2 protein-coding genes (1 of these 2 only partly in view) are annotated in these 23000 nt (G+C 74.8%); both read right to left on the reverse strand.

The window, feature by feature from the left end:
• Positions 1–16: 16 nt before the first annotated feature.
• The gene (locus tag EDD30_RS05500; RefSeq protein ID WP_123678094.1) at positions 17–9574 is read right to left on the reverse strand and encodes a type I polyketide synthase; all 9558 of its coding nucleotides are present in this window, start codon (positions 9572–9574) and stop codon (positions 17–19) included.
• On the reverse strand, positions 9571–23000 hold the 3' portion of the coding sequence (locus EDD30_RS05505) for a type I polyketide synthase (RefSeq protein WP_123678095.1). It continues 13579 nt past the right edge of the window; only the last 13430 of its 27009 coding nucleotides appear in the window; its start codon lies off the right edge, out of view; its stop codon occupies positions 9571–9573. The genes EDD30_RS05500 and EDD30_RS05505 overlap by 4 nt, the downstream gene beginning before the upstream one ends.

Below are 23000 nucleotides of genomic sequence, written 5' to 3' on the forward strand. Positions count from 1 at the left end.
TACCGGAGTGCGCGACTCAGCGATCGCCCTGGCGGCCGAGTTCGTTATCGATGAAGGCGAACAGGTCGTCGGCGGACGCGCTCCCGAGCCGCTCGGCCACCCCGGCGGTGCCGGATTCGGCGGCGCGCCAGGCGTCGAGAATCCGGCGCAGCCGGGTGGTGACCGCGGCCCGGGTGACGTCGTCGGGCTCGCTGGCGCTGAGAGCGGCACCGAGCCGGTCCAGGTCCGCGAGCAGGGCCGGGCCGTCCTGCGCGGTGTGCTCGCTGACCAGTTCCTTGGTGAGGTGTTCGGCGAGCACGGCCGGGGTGGGGTGGTCGAAGACCATGGTGGCGGGCAGCCGCAGGCCGGTCACCGCGGTGAGCCGGTTGCGCAGTTCCACCGCGGTGAGCGAGTCGAAGCCGATGTCGCGGAACTCGCGGTGGGCATCGACGGCGGCCGCCGAGGTGTGGCCGAGCACGCCGGCCGCCTCGGTGCGGATGAGGTCGGCGACGTAGCGGATCCGCTCGTCCTCGCGGCGCCCGGCGAGCTGCTGGGTGAGTGCGGCCAGGGTGGCCGCCGTCCCGGCGCTGCCGGCCGCGGTGCGGCGGCCGCCCTTGACGAGGTCGCGCAGCACGGCCGGGACGACGCCGGGCATCCGCACCCTGGTGGACGACATGCTGACCGGCACCAGGTACGGCGATCCGACCTCGGTGGCGGTGTCGAAGAGGGCAAGGCCCTGTGCGACGGTGAGCGGCGGCAGACCGGAGGAGGCGCGCTGCATGTCGCTCTCGCTGAGGGTGGCGGTCATGCCGCTGCCGCCCGCCCAGGCGGGCCAGGCGAGTGACTGTGCGGCGAGGCCTCGCGACCGCCGGTATGCGGCGAGAGCGTCCAGGAACACGTTGCCGGCTGCGTAGTTGGCCTGTCCGGCGCTGCCCATGATGCCGGAGATCGAGGAGAACAGCACGAACGCGTCGAGATCTTTCGTTGCCGCGTGCAGGTTCCAGGCCGCGTCGACCTTGGGACGCAGCACGGTGGCGAGCCGGTCCGGGTTCAGGGCGGTGATCACGCCGTCGTCGAGGACACCCGCGGTGTGCACGACCGCGGACAGGTCGGGAATGCCCGCGACCAGCTCGTCCACGGCGGCACGGTCGGTCAGGTCGCAGGCCACGACCCGGCCCGGCAGCCCGTCCGCGCCGGGCGCGTCCGGACCGCGGCGGCTGACCAGCACCAGATTCGCGCCACGCCCGGCGAGATGGTGGGCGAGCTGCGAGCCGAGACCGCCCGTACCGCCGGTGATGAGCACGGTGCCGCGCGGCGTCCATGCGCCCGACTCCGGCAGGACCGCCCGGCCCAGGCGGGGCACCAGCGTCACGCCGTCGCGGACCGCGAACTGCGGCTCGTCGGCGGGCACCGCCTCGATACCGGTGGCGGTGTCGGCCAGCAGGAACCGGTCCGGGTGCTCGGACTGGGCGGCCCGGACGAGACCCCAGACGGCGCTCGCCGCGACGTCGCGGATCGGGTCGCCGTCGCCGGTGCCGACCGCGCCGTCGGTGACGAAGGCGAGCCGGGCGTCGCCGAAGCGGTCGGTGGCCAACCACTGGTGGATCAGACCGAGGGCGTACGCGGTGAGCCGGTGTGCCTCGGCCGCGACGTCCTCGCCGGCGCCCGCGATCGGCACGAGCACCAGATCAGCGTCGCCGTTCACGTCGTCCAGCTCGTCGGCGAGGGTGACCGTCCGGCCCGCGGTCGACGCGTCGGCGGCGATCCAGCGCAGGTCCAGCAGGGATCCACGGGGACCGTCGGCGGCGGCCGCCACGGGCTCGCGCAGGGTCACCGACTCGATGGACAGCACCGGCGCGCCGGCCGGGTCGGCGGCCGCGATCCGGTAGCCGTTCGTGCCGCGCCGGGTCAGCATGGCGCGCAGCCTGGTCGCGCCGGAGGCGTGCAGGGTGACGCCGGTGAACACGGCCGGTTCCAGATCGTCGTCGAGCAGCGCGGTGAGCAGTTCCGGGTGCAGGCCGAAGTAGCGGGCGTCACCGGCCAGCCCGTCCGGCAGCGCCGCCTCGACCGGGGCGTCGCCGATCTCGTACGGCCGACCGCCGTCCTCGGCGAGACGACCCGAGGCGTGTGCGATCCACGGCCCGTCGCCGGTACGCGAGTGCACGGCGACCGCACGGCCGCCGTCGTCGCCGGGCACGCCGACGCGGACCTGCAGGGTCACGGCGGACTGCTCGGTGAGCGTGAGGGGCGCGCCGATCTCGAGGCGCTCCACGCGGTCGCAGCCGACCTGGTCGCCGGCCCGGAGGGCGAGTTCCAGCCAGGTCGCGCCGGGCACCGTATCGTGCTCGGCGAGCCACGGGTGCACGCGCAGCGACAGCAGCCCGGTGAGGATGACCTCGTCGGCGCCGGCCACTGCGACGGCCGCGCCGAGCAGCGGGTGCCGGGCCGCGGCCTGTCCCACGGAGGTGACGTCGCCACCGGAGGAGGCCGGACGCGGCCAGTAACGCTCGTGCTGGAACGCGTAGGTGGGCAGTGCGATCCGGCGCGCGCCCGGGTACCAGGGGGTCCAGTCCAGGTCGACGCCGTGGACGTACAGGGTGGCCGCGGCGGCGAGGATCGCCTCGGTCTCGTCGCGGTCGCGGCGCAGCGTCGGTACCACCAGCTCGGCGTCGATCAGCGCGGCCAGCACCGAGTCCGGCCCGGCCTCGACGAAGGTGTCCACGCCGAGGCCGCGCATGGCGTCCATGCCGTCGGCGAAGCGGACCGTATCGCGCACGTGCCGCACCCAGTAGTCCGGGTCGGTGACCAGGCCGGACTCGACCGGTCCGCCGGTGACGTTGGAGATCATCGGCAGGGTCGGCTCGTTCAGCGTGAGGGTCCGGACGACGACGCGGAAGTCGTCGAGCATCGGCTCCATCAGCGCCGAGTGGAAGGCGTGACTGACACTGAGGCGCCTGCTGCGCGCGAAACCCGCCGCGGCCGCCACGACAGCCGCCTCCGGACCGGACAACACCAGCGAGTCCGGACCGTTGACCGCCGCGACCGAAACGCCGGCCGGCACCTCCGACTCCCGCCCCTCGACCGCGATCATCGCCCCACCGGCCGGCAACGCCTGCATCAACCGGGCCCGCGCGGAGATCAGCGTGCACGCGTCCTCGAGGCTGAACACCCCGGCCACATACGCGGCCACGATCTCCCCGACCGAATGCCCACCCACCACGTCCGGCCGCAGGCCCCACGACTCGAGGAGCCGGTAGAGCGCCACCTCGACGGCGAAGATCGCCGGCTGCGCGCTACCGGTGGCATCGAGGTCGCCCCAGTCGATCGTCAGGTGCGCACAGACGGCGTCGAACGCCTCGGCGAAGACCGGGAAACGGTCGTACAGACCACGGCCCATACCGGCGCGCTGCGAACCCTGCCCGGAGAAGACCACGCCGAGACGGCGTCCGGAAGCGACACCGCGGACCACAGTGTCACCGATGAGCACTGCGCGGTGCGCCAGCGCGGCCCGGCTGGTCGCCAGCGAGAAGCCGATGTCGGCGGGCTCGCCCACGACGGCCCGGACGCGGCCGATCTGCGCGTCCAGCCCCGCCTCGGAACGGGCCGACACCGGCAGCGGGACCGGCCCGGCGACCGGTGGGGTCGCGTGTTCCGGCGCGGGCTCGGCCTGCTCCAGGATGACGTGCGCGTTGGTGCCGGAGATGCCGAACGACGAGACGCCCGCGCGCACCGGCCGGTTCACCCGGGGCCACGGCTCGGCGGTGATGAGCAGCCGGATCGCCCCGGCGGCCCAGTCGACGTGGGTCGTCGGCCGGTCCACGTGCAGGGTCTGCGGAAGGACGTGGTGGCGCATCGCCATGACCATCTTGATGATCCCGGCCACGCCGGAGGCCGCCTGGGTGTGCCCGAGGTTCGACTTGACCGAGCCGAGCAGCAGCGGCCGGTCCGGGTCCCGGTCCCGCCCGTACGTCGCCAGCAGGGCCTGCGCCTCGATGGGATCGCCGAGGGTGGTGCCGGTGCCGTGCCCCTCCACCACGTCCACGTCGGCGGCGGAGAGCCCGGCCGCCTGCAGGGCGCGGCGGATGACGCGTTGCTGCGAGGGCCCGTTCGGGGCGGTCAGCCCGTTCGAGGCACCGTCGGAGTTGACCGCCGACCCGCGTACGACCGCGAGGATCTCATGACCGTTGGCGATCGCGTCGGACTGCCGCTCGACCACCAGCACACCCACGCCCTCGGCCCAGCCGGTGCCGTCCGCCGCGTCCGCGAACGCCTTACAGCGCCCGTCGGGCGCGAGTCCGCCCTGACGGGTGAAGCCGGTGAAGCTGGTCGGGGTGGACATCACGGTGACGCCACCGGCCAGCGCGAGCGAGCATTCGCCGGTTCGCAGCGCCTGCGCGGCCAGATGCAGCGCGACCAGCGACGACGAACAGGCCGTGTCCACAGTCAGGGCCGGGCCCTGCAGACCCAGCGTGTACGACACCCGGCCGGAGATGACGCTGGTGGCCAGGCCGGTGGTGGCGTGCCCCTCGACGTCCTCGCGGGAGTTCATCACCAGGTTCGTGTAGTCCTGGCCGCCCGCACCCATGAACACGCCGGTGCGGCTGCCGGTGAGGCGTTCCGGGTCGATGCCCGCCCGTTCGATCGCCTCCCAGCTGGTCTCCAGCAGCAGGCGCTGCTGCGGGTCCATGGCGAGCGCCTCGCGCGGGGAGATGCCGAAGAACCCGGCGTCGAAGTCGCCCGCGGCGCGCAGGAAGCCGCCGTAGCGGGTGGCGCTGGTGCTGCGCCGGTCCGGGCCCTCGGCGAAAAGGCCCTGCAGGTCCCAGCCGCGGTCGGCGGGGAACCCGGCGATGGCGTCGCGGCCGCCGGCGACCAGGTCCCACAGCTCGTCCGGCGAGGTGACGCCGCCGGGCAGGCGGCAGGCCATGCCGACGATGACGATCGGGTCGTCGCCGGCCGCCACCCCCGCCGTGACGATCTCGTCGGCGTGCTCGTCCATCAGGTCGGCGACGATCCGTCCGGCCAGCGCGACCGGCGTCGGGTGGTCGAACACCAGGGTGGCGGGCAGCCGCAGGCCGGTGGCGGTGGTGAGCCGGTTGCGCAGTTCCACCGCGGTGAGCGAGTCGAAACCGAGGTCGCGGAACTCACGCCGGGCGTCGACGGCGGCGGCCGAGGTGTGGCCGAGCACGGCGGCGGCCTCGGCGCGGATCAGGTCGGTGACCACGCGCTGCCGCTCATCGCCGGTCCGGGCGGCGAGTCGTGCGGTGAGGGCGGCCAGGGCCGCGTCGCCGCCGGGGCTGGTCGCGGCGACGCGGCGCCCGGCCCGGATCAGGTTGCGGAGCAGCGCCGGCACCACCGGCATCGGGGCGCCGGACGACGGCATGCGGACCGGCATCAGGTAGGGCTCACCGCCGGGGGCGACGGCGGCGTCGAAGAGTGCGAGGCCCTGTCCGGCGGTGAGCGGCGGCAGACCGGCCGCGGAGATGCGGCGGATCCCGGCGTCGGTGAGGGTGGCGGTCATGCCGGCGCCACCCGCCCAGGCGGGCCAGGCGAGCGACTGCGCGGCGAGGCCTCGCGACCGCCGGTATGCGGCGAGAGCGTCCAGGAACACGTTCCCCGCTGCGTAGTTGGCCTGTCCAGGACTGCCCATCACACCGGAGGTGGACGAGAACAGCACGAACGCGTCGAGATCTTTCGTTGCCGCGTGCAGGTTCCAGGCCGCGTCGACCTTGGGACGCAGCACGGTGGCGAGCCGGTCCGGGTTCAGGGCGGTGATCACGCCGTCGTCGAGGACACCCGCGGTGTGCACGACCGCGGACAGGTCGGGAATGCCCGCGACCAGCTCGTCCACGGCGGCACGGTCGGTCAGGTCGCAGGCCACGACCCGGCCCGGCAGCCCGTCCGCGCCGGGCGCGTCCGGACCGCGGCGGCTGACCAGCACCAGATTCGCGCCACGCCCGGCGAGATGGTGGGCGAGCTGCGAGCCGAGACCGCCCGTACCGCCGGTGATGAGCACGGTGCCGCGCGGCGTCCACGCGGTCTCCGCCGCGGGGGTGCGGGTCAGGCGTGGAACGAAGACCTCGCCGCCGCGTACACGGAACTCGGTGTCACCGGAGGCCAGGTAGCCACCCAGAGCGGGCAGGTCGCCGTCGGTCTGGGCGAGCGCGAAGCGGCCCGGGTTCTCGGATTCCGCCGAACGGACCAGGCCGTGCACCGCGGCGGCGGCAAGATCCCGGCGACGGGTGACAAAGAGCAGGCGGCCGTGGTCGTCGCGGGCGAGCCAGTCCTGGACCGCCGTCAGGGCGGCGGCGGTGATGCGGTGCGTCTCGGCCACCACGTCGTCGCCCTCGGACCCGAACGTCACGATGGTCGGCTCGGCTTCCGCGGCGGCGACCGGCTGGGCCGGCACCCAGTCGAGGCGCAGCAGCGATCCCGCGGACGTGGCCGTCCCGGGCAGGGCACCGAGGGTGACCCGGCGGGCGGTGAGGACCGGTTCGCCGGCCGGGTCCACCGCGGCGATCTCGACCGTGTCGTCGCCGGTCGGGGTGACCCGGGCGCGGATCATGGTGGCCGCGGACGCGTGCAGGGAGACGCCGTGCCACGCGACCGGGCGGCGGCCGTCCGGGAAAAGCTGGGCGAGCAGGGCCGGATCGATGCCGTACGCACCGGCACCGTCCACCGCGAACTCGGCGACGTCGTCACCGGCCGGCAGCAGATCGGAGCCGTTGTCGAGGGTGCCGTACGCGTTGCGGACCCACTCGCCGCCGGACATCCGCGAGGACAGGGTGACCGGCCGGGTCCCGCCCTCCGCGGCGCCGACGCGGATCTGCAGGGCGGCCGGCTCGTCCAGGGGGGCGGTCACGGTCAGGTCGCGCACGTGCGGGGTGCCGGTCTCGTCGCCGGCCCGGATGGCCAGTTCGAGCCAGGCGGTGTCCGGCAGCGCGGGGACGAGGCCGGTGAAGACGGTCTCGTCGGTGTCGGCGAGCGACACGGCCGCGCCGAGCAGCGGGTGCCGGGGTGCGGTCAGCCCGGCCGCGGCGACGCCGGCGCCGCCGGAAGGCTGCGGCCAGTAGCGCTCGTGCTGAAAGGCGTAGGTGGGCAGCGGGATCCGGTGGCCGCCGGAGAACCAGGCGCTCAGGTCGACCGGCACGCCGGCGGTCCACAGGCGCCCGGCCGCGGTGGCCAGGGCGGTCTGCTCGTCGCGGTCGCGGCGCAGGGTCGGCACCACGAGGTCGGCGTCGATCAGGGCAGCCAGCACCGAATCCGGGCCGACCTCGACGAAGGTGTCCACGCCGGCCGCGCGCATGGCCTCGACGCCGTCGGCGAACCGGACCGTCTCCCGCACGTGCCGCACCCAGTAGGCGGGATCGGTGAACAGGTCGGTCTCGGTCCGGCCTGTGACGTGGGAGACGAGCGGGGTGGCCGGGCGGTGGAATGCGATCCCGGCGATGGCGTCGGCGAAGGCGTCCAGCATCGGATCCATCAGCGCCGAGTGGAAGGCGTGGCTGACGCTCAGGCGCTTACTCCGCTCGAAGGCCGCCGCGGCCGCCATGACGGCGGGCTCCGAGCCGGACAGCACAAGCGCGTCCAGGCCGTTGATCGCCGCGATCGAAACGCCGGCCGGGACCTCCGACTCCCGCCCCTCGACCGCGATCATCGCCCCACCGTCCGGCAACGCCTGCATCAACCGGGCTCGCGCGGAGATCAGCGTGCACGCGTCCTCGAGGCTGAACACCCCGGCCACGTGCGCGGCCGTGATCTCACCGATCGAGTGCCCGGCGAGAACCGCCGGCCGTAGACCCCACGACTCGAGGAGCCGGTAGAGCGCCACCTCGACGGCGAAGATCGCCGGCTGCGCGTTGCCGGTGGAATTCAGGTCGTCCCAGTCGATGCTCAGGTGCGCACAGGTGGCGTCGAACGCCTCAGCGAAGACGGGGAAGCGCTCGTACAGGCCACGGCCCATGCCGACGCGCTGGGTGCCCTGCCCGGAGAAGACCAGCCCGACGGTACGGCCGGCAGCCTCGCCCCGGATCTCGGTATCGCCGACGAGGGCCGCCCGGTGCGGGAAAACGGTCCGGCGGGTGAGGGAGAAGCCGATGTCGACCGGGGAACCCTCGACGGCGCGTACAGCCGCGATCTGCTCCTCCAGCGCGGCGCCGGCGCGCGCGGAGACCGGCAGCGGGACCACCGCCGGTGCCGTCGGCTCGACGGCGTCGGAAGGAACCTGCTCGACGATGACGTGCGCGTTGGTGCCGGAGATGCCGAACGAGGAGACCCCGCCGCGCCACGGCCGGTCGCAGGGCGGGAGCGGCGTCGCCCGGGTGGCCAGCCGGACCGCCCCTGAGGCCCAGTTCACCTGCGAGGACGGCCGGTCCGCGTGCAGCGTCGCGGGGACGATGCCGCGCCGCAGCGCGAGCACCATCTTGATCACGCCGGCGACCCCGGCGGCGGCCTGGGTGTGGCCGATGTTCGACTTGAGGGAGCCGAGCAGCAGCGGCACGTCGCGATCCCGGCCGTACGTGGCGAGCAGGGCGCCGGCCTCGATGGGGTCGCCGAGTGGGGTGCCGGTGCCGTGCCCCTCGACGACATCGACCTCGCACGGTTGCAGGTCGGCACTGCGGAGCGCCCGCTGGATGACCCGCTGCTGCGACGGCCCGTTCGGGGCGGTGAAGCCGTTGGAAGCTCCGTCCTGGTTGACCGCTGACCCGCGGACCACCGCGAGGACGTCGTGGCCGTTGCGGCGGGCGTCGGACAGCTTCTCCAGGACCAGCAGGCCGACGCCCTCGGCCCAGCCGGTGCCGTCCGCATCGTCCGCGTACGCCTTGCACCGCCCGTCCGAGGCGAGCCCGCCCTGCCGGCTGAACTCCATCAGGGAGCCGGGCGTGGACATCACGTTCACTCCGCCGGCCAGCGCCAGCGTGCACTCCCCGTTGCGCAGAGCGTGCGCCGCCAGGTGCAGGGCGACCAGCGACGACGAGCAGGCGGTATCCACGGTGACCGCAGGACCTTCGAGGCCCATCGTGTAGGAGACGCGGCCCGAGACGGCGCCGGCCGCGATGCCGGTGCCGATGTCACCGGTGGCGTCGTCCACGTCACGGATCAGCAGATACGCATAGTCCTGCCCGTTGGTGCCGAGGTAGACGCCGGTCGGGCTGCGGCGCAGCGACGCCGGGTCGATGCCCGCCGACTCGAACGCCTCCCACGAGGTCTCCAGCAACAGCCGCTGCTGCGGGTCCATGGTGACCGCCTCGCGCGGCGAGATCCCGAAGAACCCGGCGTCGAAGCCCGCCACGTCGTCGAGGAAGCCGCCCTCCTGGCTGACCGGCATGCCGCGCGCGTCGACACCGGCCTCGCGCAGGGCGGTCAGATCCCACCCGCGGTCGCCGGGGAAGCCGCCGATGGCGTCGCCACCCTCGATCAGCAGCCGCCACAGGTCCTCGGGCGACCGGACGCCGCCCGGGTACCGGCAGCTCATTCCGACGATCGCGATCGGTTCGGTGCGTTGCTCGATGAGTTGTTGGTTCTGCCGGCGCAGCCGCTCGGTCTCCTTGACCGACGAGCGCAGTGCCTCGACGACCCGGTCGCTGGGCGAGGTCATGAGTCCCCCTGCTCCTTGAGTGCCGCCTGAACGAGGCTGTCGAGGTCCATCGCGTCGATCGAGTCGTCGTCCAGGGTGGCGGTGGGCGCACGGCCGGCCAGCCGCATCAGCGGCTCGAGCACGCCGATCTCGCGGAGCTGGTCCAGCGAGACGGTGGCGAGCACGGACCGCAACGCCGACTCGTCGTCGTCCGGCGCGGTGGTGCCGGCGAAGAACGAGCCGAGGATGTGCTCGGCGAGCGCGGCCGGTGTCGGGTGGTCGAAGACCAGCGTGGACGGCAGGTCCAGACCGGTCGTCGCGTTCAGCTGGTTGCGCAGCTCGACCGCGCTGAGCGAGTCGAAGCCGAGGTCGCGGAACGCCTTCTCGTCGCCGACCGCGTCGGTGTCGGACAGCCCGAGCGTCTCGGCGGCGACCCGGCGGACCATCGAGACCATCTCGGCCTGGCGCTGCTCGGCGGGTAGCGCGGCGAGCCCGGCCCTGAAGTCGTCGGCGGCCGCGGCGGGTGCGGCGCCGGCGGCCGTGACGGCGTCGTAGCCGGGCAGCTCGATCAGCAGCCGGGTGGGCCGGGCCGACGTGAAGGCCCGGATGAACGGTTGCGGGTCGACGTCGGCGACCAGGGCGACCGGTTCCGGCGCGAGCACCACCTGGCGCAGTGCGGTGACCGCGAGGTCCGGGTCGAGCGGCCGGATCCCGGTGCGGCGGGCCGTCACGGCGGCCTTCTCGTCGGCGGCCATGCCGCCACCGCCCCAGGCGCCCCAGGCGACCGAGGTGGCCGCCAGGCCGCGGGCGCGCCGGGCTTCGGCGAGCGCGTCCAGGACGGCGTTGGCCGCGGCGTAGTTGGCCTGGCCGGGGTTGCCGACCGCGGCCGACGCCGAGGAGAACAGCGCGAACACGGTCAGGTCACGGCCGGCGGTGAGCTCGTCGAGAAGGAGCGCCGAGGTGACCTTGGCCCGGAACACGGTGGCGAACTGCGCCGCGGTGAGTCCGTCCAGAATGCCGTCGTCCAGCACCCCGGCGGCGTGCACGACGCCGGTCAGGTCGGTGATGCCGTCCAGCACCGCGGCGAGGCTGTCCCGATCGGCGGTGTCACAAGCCATGACGATGGCCCGCTCCCCCAGCTCGGCGGCCAGCTCCGCGGCGCCCGGCGCGTCCATGCCGGCCCGGCTGAGCAGCACCAGGCGCTGCGCGCCGGCCGTGGCGAGCCGCCGGGCGACATGCGCGCCGAGGGCACCCGTGCCGCCGGTGATCAGGATCGTGCCGCTCGGGTCCCACTCGCGGGCCGGGCGCTGCGCCACCGCGGCGAGACGGCGGCCGAAGATCGCCGCGGACCGCACGGCCACCTGGTCCTCGCCCTGCGGGTCGTCCAGCACGGCGACGAGGCGGGCGGCCGCGCCGGCGTCGAGCGTCTCGGGCAGGTCGATGAGGCCGCCCCAGCGCTGCGGGTACTCCAGGGCGGCGACGCGGCCGAGGCCCTGGACGGCCGCCTGAAGCGCGCCGGGAACCGGCTCGCCGGGGCTGACCGCCACGGCGGCGCGGGTGACGCACCACAGCGGCGCGTGCACCCCGGCGTCGCCGAGCCCCTGGATCAACGCGGTGGTGAGCAGCACGCCCGCCGGCACATCGGAGATCCTCTCCTCGGCGAGGGCGAGCAGGGAGAGCACGCCGGTCACGTCACGGCTGCCGACGTGCTCGCGCAGCAGCCGCGTAACCGCCGTACGGTCCGGGTCGGCGATCTCTACGCAGGTGACGCCGGCGCCGAGGCTGGCGACCACGCCGGTGACCCACGGGTCGTCCCCGCCGCCGGCGGGGACGACCACGATCCAGGTGCCGGTCAGGGCGCCGGAGGAGGCCCGGTTCAGCGGCCGCCAGGCGATCCGCTGCCGCCAGCCCTCCACGGTGGTCTGCTCCGCGCGGCGGCGGCGCCAGTCGGACAGGGCGGGAAGGACCTTGGCGAGCGAGTCGCCGTCCACTCCCAGAGTGCCGGTGAGCTTGTCGAAGTCCTCGTTCTGCACGACCGACCAGAACTCGGCGTCGGCCGCGTCCACGCCCCTGGCTGCCGGGCGGCTCTCCGGCCAGAAGCGCCGCCGCTGGAAGGCGTACGTGGGGGCGTCGCACCGGCGGGCGGTGGTGCCGGCGAAGAACGCCGCCCAGTCCGGTCCGGCGCCGGTGACGTGCAGGCGGGCCAGGGCATGCACCAGGGCGGCCTCGTCGGCGCGGTCCTTGCGCAGCACCGGCACGGCGACCGCGTCCGGGGCGCTGTCCTGGGCCAGGGCGCTGAGCACGCCGTCCGGGCCGAGTTCCAGGAAGGTGGTGACGCCCTCACGGGCCAGGCTGCGGACGCTGTCGGCGAACCGTACGGTCTCGCGGACGTGCCGGACCCAGTATCCAGGGTCGGTGACGAGCGCGGCGTCGGCCACCTCGCCGGTCACGGCGGAGACGAGCGGTGTTGCCGGGGCGGCGTACGACAGGGTGGCGGCGACCCGGCCGAACTCGTCGAGCATGGCGTCCATATGAGCCGAGTGAAATGCATGACTGACCCGCAAACGCCTAGTCTTGCGTCCCTCGGCGGAGAATCCGGCCGCGACCGCGTCCACCGCGGCGCCGTCTCCGGCGATCACCACGGCGGACGGGCCGTTGATCGCGGCGACACCGACGCCGCCGATGAGGCGGGCGGTGACCTCGTCCTCGGTCGCCTCCAGCGACGCCATCGCACCGCCGGCCGGCAGCGCCTGCATGAGGCGACCCCGGGCGGCGACCAGCGTCACCGCGTCGTCCAGGGACAGGACACCGGCCACGTGTGCGGCGGCTATCTCGCCGATGGAGTGGCCGGCCACGTAGTCGGCGCGCACGCCGAGGGACTCGACGAGCCGGTACAGGGCCACCTCGACGGCGAACAGCGCCGGCTGGGTGTATCCGGTGCGGTCCAGCAGGGCGGCGTCGTCGCTGCCCTGCTCGGCGAAGAGCAGATCGCGCAACGGCCGGTCCAGTTCGGTGTCGAAGCGGGCCGACACCTCGTCCAGGGCCGCGGCGAAGACCGGGAAGCGGTGATAGAGCTCGCGTCCCGCGCCGGCTCGTTGCGCGCCCTGTCCGGAGAACAGGAACGCGGTGCGGCCGCCGGTCACCGTGCCGCGCACGACCCGGGCGGAGGGGGTCCCGTCGATCAGCGCGGCGAGGCCGGCGCGCAGCTCGTCCGCGGTGGAGGCGAGGACCGTGGCGCGGTGCTCGAACTGCGTGCGGCCGGACAGGGTGAGCGCCACGTCGGCCGGCGTCAGGTCGGTGTCGAGCAGGCGGCGCGCCTGCTCGCGTACCGCGTCGAGACCGGGGGCGGACAACGGCACCGCGACCACCGAGGGCGTGAACCCGCCGGCCGGGGCCGGCGTCCCGGCGCCCTGTTCGAGAATGACGTGTGCGTTGGTGCCGCTGGCACCGAACGACGAGACACCCGCGCGGCGCGGCCGGTCCACCACCGGCCAGGGCGTCTCGGCGGTGAGCAGGGACACCGCGCCGGCTGTCCAGTCCACATGCGACGACGGCCGGTCCACGTGCAGCGTCCTCGGCAGCACGCCGTGCCGCATGGCCATGATCATCTTGATCACTCCGGCCACGCCGGACGCGGCCTGGGTGTGCCCGATGTTGGACTTGACCGCGCCGAGCAGCAGCGGGGTCTCCCGGCCCCGGCCGTAGGTGGCGATCAGCGCCTGCGCCTCGATCGGGTCGCCCAGTGAAGTGCCGGTGCCGTGTGCCTCGACCGCGTCCACGTCGGTGACGGCCAGCCCGGCGTTAGCCAGCGCGCGCCGGATGACGCGCTGCTGGGACGGCCCGTTCGGGGCGGTGATGCCGTTCGAGGCGCCGTCGGAGTTGATCGCCGAACCGCGCAGCACGGCGAGGATCTGATGACCGCGGGCGATGGCGTCGGACTGCCGCTCGACGACGAGCATGCCGACACCCTCGGACCACCCGGTGCCGCCGGCCGAATCGGAGAACGCCCGGCAGCGACCGTCGGACGACAGCGCGCCCATCTCGCCGAACTCCACGAAGCCCACCGGCGTGGACATCACGGTGACGCCGCCGGCCAGGGCGATCGAGCACTCCCCCGCCCGCAGCGCGCTCGCGGCCAGGTGCAGCGCGACCAGCGACGAGGAGCAGGCGGTGTCGACGGTGACCGACGGGCCCTCCAGGCCGAGCGCGTACGAGACACGCCCGGACAGCAGGCTGGCCGACTGGGCGGTCTCGACGTGGCCGATCTGGCCCAGGTCGGGCCGGTAGTCGCCGCTGCCGCCGCCGACGAAGACGCCGGCGTCGCCGCCGCGCAGCCCGGCCGGGTCGATTCCGGCCCGCTCCAGGGCCTCCCAGCTGGCCTCGAGGAGGATTCGCTGCTGCGGGTCGAGCACGATCGCCTCGCGGGGGCTGATGCCGAAGAACGCCGGGTCGAAGTCTGCGGCGTCGTAGAGGAAACCGCCGTTGCGGGTGACGCTGCGGCCGCGGCCGTCGGCGTCGCCGTGGGTGAGCCGGTCCAGGTCCCAGCCGCGGTCGGCCGGGAAGTCCCCGATCGCGTCGACCTCGTCGCGCATGAGCTGCCAGAGGTCCTCGGGCGAGCGGACCCCGCCCGGGTAGCGGCAGGCCATGCCGACGATGACGATCGGGTCGCCGGCCACGCTCGCCACCGGGGTGGCCGTGACGGCCTCGCCACCGCCGGCCAGCTCCTCGTGCAGGAACCGGGCCAGGGACTGCGGGGTCGGGTAGTCGAACACCAGCGTGGCGGGCAGGGTCAGGCCGGTCGCGGTGGAGAGCTGGTTGCGCAGGTCGACGGCGGTGAGCGAGTCGAAGCCCAGGTCGCGGAAGGCCTGCGTGGTGGGCACGGCGTCCGGATCCGGGTAACCGAGCACACGGGCCGCCTCGGCGCGGACCAGGGTGAGAAGCTGCGCGGCGTCCGGCGCCGTCGCGGCCGCCACCGCCGGGGCGCTCTTCGTCGCGCGGGCCTCGGGCAGGTCGGCGAAGAGCCGGGATGCCCGCGCACGGGTGAAGGCCGGCGCGAACCGGTCCCAGGCCACGTCGGCCACGGTCACCGAGTCGCCGATCGAGCGGGCGAGCGCGGTGAGCGCCCGGGCCGGGTCCATCGCCGGGAGGCCGTTGACACGCAGGTGCGCCGCCAGGGCGTCCGGGGTGACACCGGTCCACGCGCCCCACGAGACGGCGATCGTGTTGTCGTGGCGGGCCGCGACGGCGTCCACGTAGGCGCTGGCGGCGGCCGGGCCGTACTGGCCCGCGACACCCCAGACACCGGCGATGGAGGCGAACAGGATCACCGTCGGCGCGGCGTCGACGACGGCGTCGAGCTGGGCGCGCAGCGCGGGCAGGACGGTGGCCGGGTCGTCGCCGGTGGCGGCGCCGTCGGCGATCACCAGGATCGCGCTCGGGGCGAGCCCGTCCAGGCTCGGGACAACGGTGAGACCGGTGGCCGGTCGGGAACCGTCGTCCTCGCCGACGATCACCACGTGGTCCGCCCCGTGGGAGGTGAGCCAGTGGGCCACCGGTGCGGCGAATTCGCCGAGGCCGCCGGTGATCGCGACCGTGCCGGTGGGCCGCCAGGCCGGTCCGTCGGCGGCGTCACGGGCCAGGCGGCGGGCGTAGACGCCGGAGGCGCGCACCGCGATCTGATCCTCATCACCGACCACCAGCCGGTCCAGAGTCCGCTCGTCCACGGACACCGGCAGGTCGATCAGCCCACCCCAGGCGCCGGGACGGTCCAGGGCGGTCACCCGCCCGGCGCCCCAGATCGCGGCCTGTTCCGGGTCGCTCAGCGGGTCGGAGCGGCCGATGGTGACGCCGCCACGGGTGATGCACCAGAGCGGTGCGGTGATGCCGGCCGCCTCCAGGCTCGCGGCCAGCTCGTGCGGCCAGCCGGCCAGCACCGAGACCACCTGGTCGTAGTCGCCGCCGGTCAGATCGCCGACGACCGTCACGTCGCCGCCGAGCCGTGCCGCGACGGCGGTGACCCACGGGTCGTCGCCGGTCGGGACGATCACCAGCCGGCGGCCGTCCGCCGCGGCCGGGGTGACCGGCCGCCACGTGATCCGGTAGCGCCAGGACGGCTGGTCGTGGCGCTCGCGCCAGGCGGAGAGCGCGGGCAGGTCACCGGCGTCGACGGCGGCCCAGAAGTCGGCGCCCGGGCCGGGGCCGGCCACCGGGGCCATCTCCGGCCAGTAGGCCTCGCGCTGGAAGGGGTACGTGGGCAGGGCGGTGCGCCGTGCGCCGGTCCCGGCGAACAGGGCCGGCCAGTCCACGGGCGCACCGGCTACGTGCAACCGGGCGAGGGCGGTGACCGTGGCGGTCTCCTCGTCCCGGTCGCGGCGCAGCGTCGGCACGCCGTCGACCAGAGGTGTCAGCACCGAGTCCGGGCCGACCTCGACGAAGGTGTCCACGCCGAGGCCGCGCATGGCCTCCACGGCGTCGGCGAACCGCACCGTCTCGCGCACGTGCCGCACCCAGTAGGCCGGGTCGGTGAACAGCTCCGCCTCGACCCGGCCGGTGACGCCGGAGACCAGCGGCACGTCCGGCGCGCGCAGGGTCAGCGTGCGGACCACCGCCTCGAACTCGGCCAGCATCGGGTCCATCAGCGCGGAGTGGAAGGCATGCGACACCTTCAGCGCGGTGGTACGCCCGGTGATCCGGCGGCGGACCTGCTCCACGGCCTTCTCCGGCCCGGCGATGACCACGGCGGACGGCCCGTTGACCGCGGCGATCGACACGCCGTCGGTCAGTCTCTCGCGGACCTCGTCCTCGGAGGCCTCGACCGCCACCATCACGCCGCCGCCGGGCAGCTCTTGCATGAGCCGGCCTCGGGCGGTGACCAGGGTCCAGGCGTCGGCCAGGGACAGCACACCGGCCACGTGCGCGGCGGCGATCTCGCCGACGGAGTGCCCGCCGAGGACCTCGGGCCGCACCCCGAACGACTCGAGGAGCCGGTAGAGCGCCACCTCGACGGCGAAGATGGCCGGCTGCGCGTTGCCGGTGCGGGCCAGTCCGGCGGCGTCGTCGCCCCACATCGTGCCGAGGTCCGCGCCGATCGCCTCCAGGGCGTCGCGGAAAGCCGGGAAACGTTCGTACAGCTCGCGTCCCATGCCGGGGCGCTGCGTGCCCTGCCCGGAGAAGACCATGCCGACGCGGAGGTCGGCGGCCGCTCCGCGGATCACCGTGTCACCGATCAGGACCGCCCGCCGGGCGAAGGTGGCCCGGTCCAGCAGTGAGAGGCCGACGTCCACCGGGGACCGGTCCCGGGCCGCGTCCCGGATGCGGACGATCTGCGCGTCCAGGGCGGTGTCGCCGCGCGCGGAGACCAGCAACGGCACCGCTCGCGGGACGACGGTCGCGGCGGGCGCCGCCGCGGCCGGGACGCCCTGTTCGAGGATCACGTGCGCGTTGGTGCCGCTGACGCCGAAAGCGGAGACACCGGCGCGGCGCGGTCGTCCGTTCTCGCGCCACTCGCGAGCCTGCTCGACCAGGTCGAGCGTGCCGGACGACCAGTCGACCCGGCTGGACGCGGCGTCCACGTGCAGCGTCTTCGGCATGGTGCCGTGCCGCATGGCGAGGACCACCTTGATGACGCCGGCCATGCCGGCCGCGGCCTGGGCGTGGCCCAGGTTGGACTTGACCGCGCCGAGCATCAGCGGGGCCGGGCGGTCGGGGCCGTACGCCGCGACGAGCGCCCCGGCCTCGACCGGGTCGCCGAGGGTGGTGCCGGTGCCGTGCGCCTCGACCGCGTCCACCTCGCCGGGGGCCAGCCGGGCGGCGGCCAGCGCGGCCCGGATGACCCGCTGCTGAGCGCGCCCGTTCGGGGCGGTCAGGCCGTTGGAGGCGCCGTCCTGGTTGACCGCGGTGCCGCGGACCACGGCAAGGATCTCGTGGCCGTGGCGGACCGCGTCGGACCGGCGCTCCAGCACGATGATGCCGGCGCCCTCGGACCAGGCGGTGCCGTCGGCGCCCTCGGCGAACGCCTTGCACCGCCCGTCCGGGGCGAGCCCGCCCTGGGCGCTGAACTCGACGAAGGCGTCCGGGCTGGACATCACCGACGCGCCGCCGACCAGGGCGAGGGTGCACTCGCCGGCGCGCAGCGCGCTCGCGGCCAGGTGCAGTGCGACCAGCGATGAGGAGCAGGCGGTGTCCACCGTGACCGCGGGACCCTCCAGGCCGAGCGTGTAGGACAGCCGGCCGGACATCACGCTGGCGGTGTTGCCGGTCGCCACGTGTCCCCGCACGTCGGCGGTGCCACGGCGCAGGACGTTGAGGTAGTCCTGGCCGTTGGTGCCGACGAAGACGCCGGTGGCCGAGCCACGCAGTCCGCTCGGGTCGATGCCGGCCCGTTCCAGAGCCTCCCAGGACGTCTCGAGCAGGAGGCGCTGCTGCGGGTCCATGGCGAGGGCCTCACGGGGGCTGATCCCGAAGAAGGGCGCGTCGAAGCGGCTGACGCCGTCCAGGAAGCCGCCCTCCAGGGTGGCCGATCCGCCTCGGGCAAGGGCCTCCAGGTCCCAGCCACGGTCCGCCGGGAAACCGGAGATGGCGTCGGCGCCGTCGTCGAGCAGCCGCCACAAATCCTCGGGGCTCTGCACGCCGCCGGGGAACCGGCAGCCCATGCCGACGATGACGATAGGATCGTCGGACACGTCGGCGGCGGCGACCGCGGGCAAACAGGTGTCCGTCGGGGCGCCCGTGAGCCGGGCGAGCAGGTGGTCGGCCAGGTCGGCCGGGGTCGGGTAGTCGAACACCAGGGTGGCGGACAGGGCCAGCCCGGTCGCCGCGGCCAGGCTGTTGCGCAGCTCGACGATGGTCAACGAGTCGAAGCCGAGGTCGCTGAACGCCTGGTCGGCACCGACGCCGCTGCGGTCGGCGTGGCCCAGCACCGCGGCCGCGCTGGCACGGACCACGTCGAGCATGGACTTCGCCCGTGCCGGGCCGGTGAGCCCGGCGAGCTGCTCGCGCAGGCCGGCGCTGCCCGCCGGGGCGGCGGTGGCGGCCCGGCGTACCTCGGGCAGGTCGGCCAGCAGTGGCCCGGCGAAGATCTGCGCGTACCGCTGCCAGTCGACGCCGGCCACGGTGATCGCCACGTCGCCGCGCTCGACGGCCTGCTCCAGGGCGGCGAAGGCCAGGTCGGGAGCCATCGGGGTGAAGCCGCCACGCCTGACGCGCTCCTCCACGAGGGACTGGCCGGCGGCCATACCCGCCTCGGCCCACGGGCCCCAGGCGATCGCGGTGGCCGGAAGGCCTTGCGCGCGCCGGACCGCCGCGAACGCGTCCAGCCAGGCATTGGCGGCCGCGTAGTTGCCCTGCCCGGCGGCCCCCAGCACGCCGGCGGTCGAGGAGAACAGCACGAACGCGCGCGCGTCGGGCGTGAGCTCGTGCAGGCTGCGGGTGGCGTCCATCTTGGCCCGTTGCACGGCGGCGAAGCGCTGCGGGGTAAGGGCGTCGATCACGCCGTCGTCGACGATGCCCGCGGTGTGGAAGACGTTCACCACGGTGTGCCCGTCCAGCGCTGCGGCGAGGGCGTCGCGGTCGGCGGCGTCGCAGGCCACGATGGTGGCCTTGGAGCCGAGCTCCGCGGCCAGTTCGGCGGCGCCGGGCGCGTCCGGGCCACGGCGGCTCAGCAGCAGCAGGTGCTCGGCGCCGCGCTCGGCCAGTCGCCGGGCCAGGTGCGCGCCGATGCCGCCGGTGCCGCCGGTGATCAGGGTGGTGCCGCCGGCCAGGTCCAGCGGGCGGCCGGCGGCGGCACCGGCCGGGGCATGCACCAGGCGGCGGGCGAAGACCCCGGTGGTGCGGACCGCGAGTTCGCCGCCGGCGAAGCTGAGCCGGGTGGCGGCGGCCGGGTCGAGGTCGATCAGGCCGCCCCAGCGGTCCGGGTGCTCCAGCGCGACGACCCGGCCGAGGCCCTGGATCGCCGCCTGCTCCGGCGACGGCGCCGGGTCGGTGTCGGTGACCGCGACGGCCCCGGTGGTGATCACCCAGAGCGGCGCGGTGATCCCTGCGTCGCCGAGTGCCTGCACGGCGGCCGCGGTGGTGACCGCGTCGGGCAGCAGCGACACGACCCCGTCAGCCTCGGCGCCGGCCAGCGCCGCTGCGATCGCGGCCCGGTCCGGGGCGTCCACGGTGATCGGGGTGGCACCGAGCGCGGCGACCACCTCGCCGGTGTCGCCCGGGGCGACCAGGGCGAGCCAGGGCCCGGGGCGGGCCTCTGCTCCGGTGACCGGCTGCCAGCTGATCCGGTAGCGCAGACCGTCCAGGGCGGACGCCTCGCTGCGGCGGCGGCGCCACGTGGTGAGGGTCTGCCGGGCGGTCTCGTCCAGCGGCAGGTCGCCGTTCTCCACGGCGGCCCAGAACTCCGCGTCGACGGTGTCCGCCAGGTCGGCCGGCTCGGGCCAGAACCGCTGCCGCTGGAACGGGTACGTGGGCAGGTCCACCCGGAGGGCGGCGGTCGGGAAGACGCCCGCCCAGTTCACGGCCGCCCCCCGGGCGTACAACCGGGCCAGGGCGGTGAACAGGGTGCTCACCTCGTCGCGGTCGCGGCGCAGCGCCGGGACCGTCGTGAGGGTGTCGCCGGCCGCGCTGCTGAGGGTGGCGTCCGGTCCGATCTCCAGGGCGGTGCCGGTGCCGTTGGCGGCCAGCCAGGCCACCGCGTCGGCGAACCGGACGGTGGCGCGGACCTGGTCCACCCAGTAGTCCGCGGAGGTCAGGCGCTCGGCCGGGACCGGCCCACCGGCGACCGTGGAGATCAGCGGGATCAGCGGGGGCCGGTAGGTGACCGACCGGGCCACCTCGGCGAAGGCGTCCAGCATCGGATCCATGCGTGCCGAGTGGAACGCGTGGCTGACGCCGAGCCGCCTGGTCCGGGCGAACCCGGCGGCGGCCGCGGTGACCGGTCCGTCGTCGCCGGCCAGCACCAGCGAGCGCGGCCCGTTGACCGCGGCGATCGAGACGCCGTCGGTGAGCAGCGGCAGCACCTCGGCCTCGGTGGCCTCGACGGCGATCATCACGCCGCCGGCGGGCAGCTCGGCCATCAGCCGGCCACGAGCGGCGACCAGGGTGCAGGCGTCCTCGACGCTGAGCACGCCGGCGACGACAGCGGCGGCGTACTCGCCGATCGAGTGGCCGGCCACCCGGTCCGGGGTCAGACCCCACGACTCGACCAGGCGGAACAGCGCCATCTCCAGCGCGAACAGGGCCGGCTGCGTCCACCGGGTGTCGTCCAGCAGGGCGGCGTCGGGGCCGTCCGGCGCGGTGAGCAGCTCGCCGAGGGGCCGGTCGAGAAGCTGGTCGAAGTGCGCCAGGATCTCGTCCAGGGCCTGCGCGTAGACCGGGAACCGCTGGTACAGCGCATGGCCCATGCGGGCGCGCTGGCTGCCCTGCCCCGTGAACAGGAAGGCCAGGCCGCCGGGGGCCGGGCCGTCGGTGACCAGTCCCGGATCGAGGGTGCCGTCGCGCAGCGCGTCCAGCGCGCGCAGCACCTCGTCACGATCGTCGCTGATCACCGCGGCGCGCTGCGGCAGGTCGGCGCGGGCGGTGGCGAGTGCCGCGGCCACGTCGGTCAGCGCCAGCTCCGGCCGCCGATCCAGATAGGAGCGCAGCCGTACGGCCTGGGCACGCAGCGCGGCGGGAGTGCGCGCGGACAGCACGATCGGTCCGCTCTGTCCGGCGCCCGGCGTGACCGGGGCGGCGGCGGGGGCCTGCTCCAGGACGGTGTGCACGTTGGTGCCGCTGAGCCCGAACGAGGAGACGCCGGCCCGTCGCGGCCGGTCCACCGCCGGCCAGTCGACGGTGGCGGTGGCCAGTTCGATCGCGCCGGGTACCCAGTCCACGTGCGTGGACGGTTGGTCCACGTGCAGGGTGGCCGGGACCGTGCCGTGCTGCAACGCGAGCACCATCTTGATCACGCTGGCCACACCGGAGGCCATCTGGGTGTGGCCGATGTTGGACTTGACCGAGCCGAGCAGCAGTGGACGGGTGCGCTGGCGGCCGTACGTGGCGAGCAGCGCCTGCGCCTCGATGGGGTCACCCAGTCGGGTGCCGGTCCCGTGCCCGTCGACCACGTCCACCTCGTCGGCGTCGACGCGGGCATTGGCCAGCGCCTGCCGGATGACGCGCTGCTGCGAGGGGCCGTTCGGGGCGGTCAGGCCGTTCGAGGCGCCGTCGGAGTTGACCGCGGAGCCGCGGACCACCGCGAGGATGTGGTGGCCGTTGCGCTGCGCGTCCGAGAGGCGCTCGACCAGCACCAGGCCGACGCCCTCGGCGAGGCTCATGCCGTCGGCCGCCTCCGCGTACGCCTTGCATCGCCCGTCCACGGCCATCGCGCGCTGGCGGCTGAAGCCGACGAACGCGTCGGGGGTGGCCATCACGCTGACGCCGCCGGCCATCGCCAGGTCGCTCTCGCCGTTGCGCAGCGACTGGCAGGCCAGGTGCAGCGCGACCAGCGACGAGGAGCAGGCGGTGTCGAGGGTGACCGCCGGGCCCTCGAAGCCGTAGTTGTAGGACAGCCGGCCGGACAGCACGCTCGAGATGGTGCCGGTGACCAGGTGACCTTCGGCGCCGTCCTGGACCGCGCTGCCCGCGCTGTAGTCCTGGTAGCTGGCGCCGATGAAGGTGCCGGTCCGGCTGCCGCGCAGGGTGGCCGGGTCGATCCCGGCCCGCTCCAGGGCCTCCCAGCTGGTCTCCAGGAGCAGCCGCTGCTGCGGGTCCATGGCGAGCGCCTCGCGGGGGCTGATGCCGAAGAACCCGGCGTCGAAGTCCGCCACGTCGCGAAGGAAGCCGCCGCGCACCGAGTAGGTCTTCCCGGAGCGGTCCGGGTCCGGGTCGTACAGGCCGTCGGTGTCCCAGCCGCGGTCGGCGGGGAACTCGGTGATCGCGTCGCCGCCGGCCAGGATCAGGTGCCACAGGTCCTCGGGCGAGCCGATCCCGCCCGGGTAGCGGCAGGCCATGCCGATGATGGCGATCGGCTCGTCGGTGCCGGCCGCCCCGGGAAGGGTGGCGACCGCGGTGGCCGCGCCGACGAGTTCTCCGCGCAGGAAGTCGACCAGGGCTCGCGGGTTCGGGTAGTCGAACACGAGCGTGCTGGGCAGCGACAGGCCCGTCCTGCCCGCCAGACGGTTGCGCAGATCGACGGCGGTCAGTGAGTCGAAGCCGACCTCGCGGAAGGCGTTGTGCTCGGACAGCGTCTCGGAGGAGGCGTGACCCAGCACGGCGGCGGCCTCGCCGCGGACCAGGTCGAGGACGACACGGTCCTGCTCGGCGGCCGCCAGCGCGCGGATCCGGGCGGCGAACTCGCCGTCGGTGACCGGCGCGGCCTGCTCGAGCGCGGCGATGTCGGGCACGTCCTCGAACAGCGTGGTGGGCCGCGACGATGTGAAGACCGGGTGGTACAGGGCCCAGTCGACGTCGGCGACGG

This window comes from Couchioplanes caeruleus, assembly GCF_003751945.1.
GTDB lineage: Bacteria > Actinomycetota > Actinomycetes > Mycobacteriales > Micromonosporaceae > Actinoplanes > Actinoplanes caeruleus.

What these genes read in the sequence shown, in the direction of transcription:
- EDD30_RS05500 (WP_123678094.1), bottom strand. Translation starts at nt 9,574, where the DNA reads ATGACCTCGCCCAGCGACCGGGTCGTCGAGGCACTGCGCTCGTCGGTC.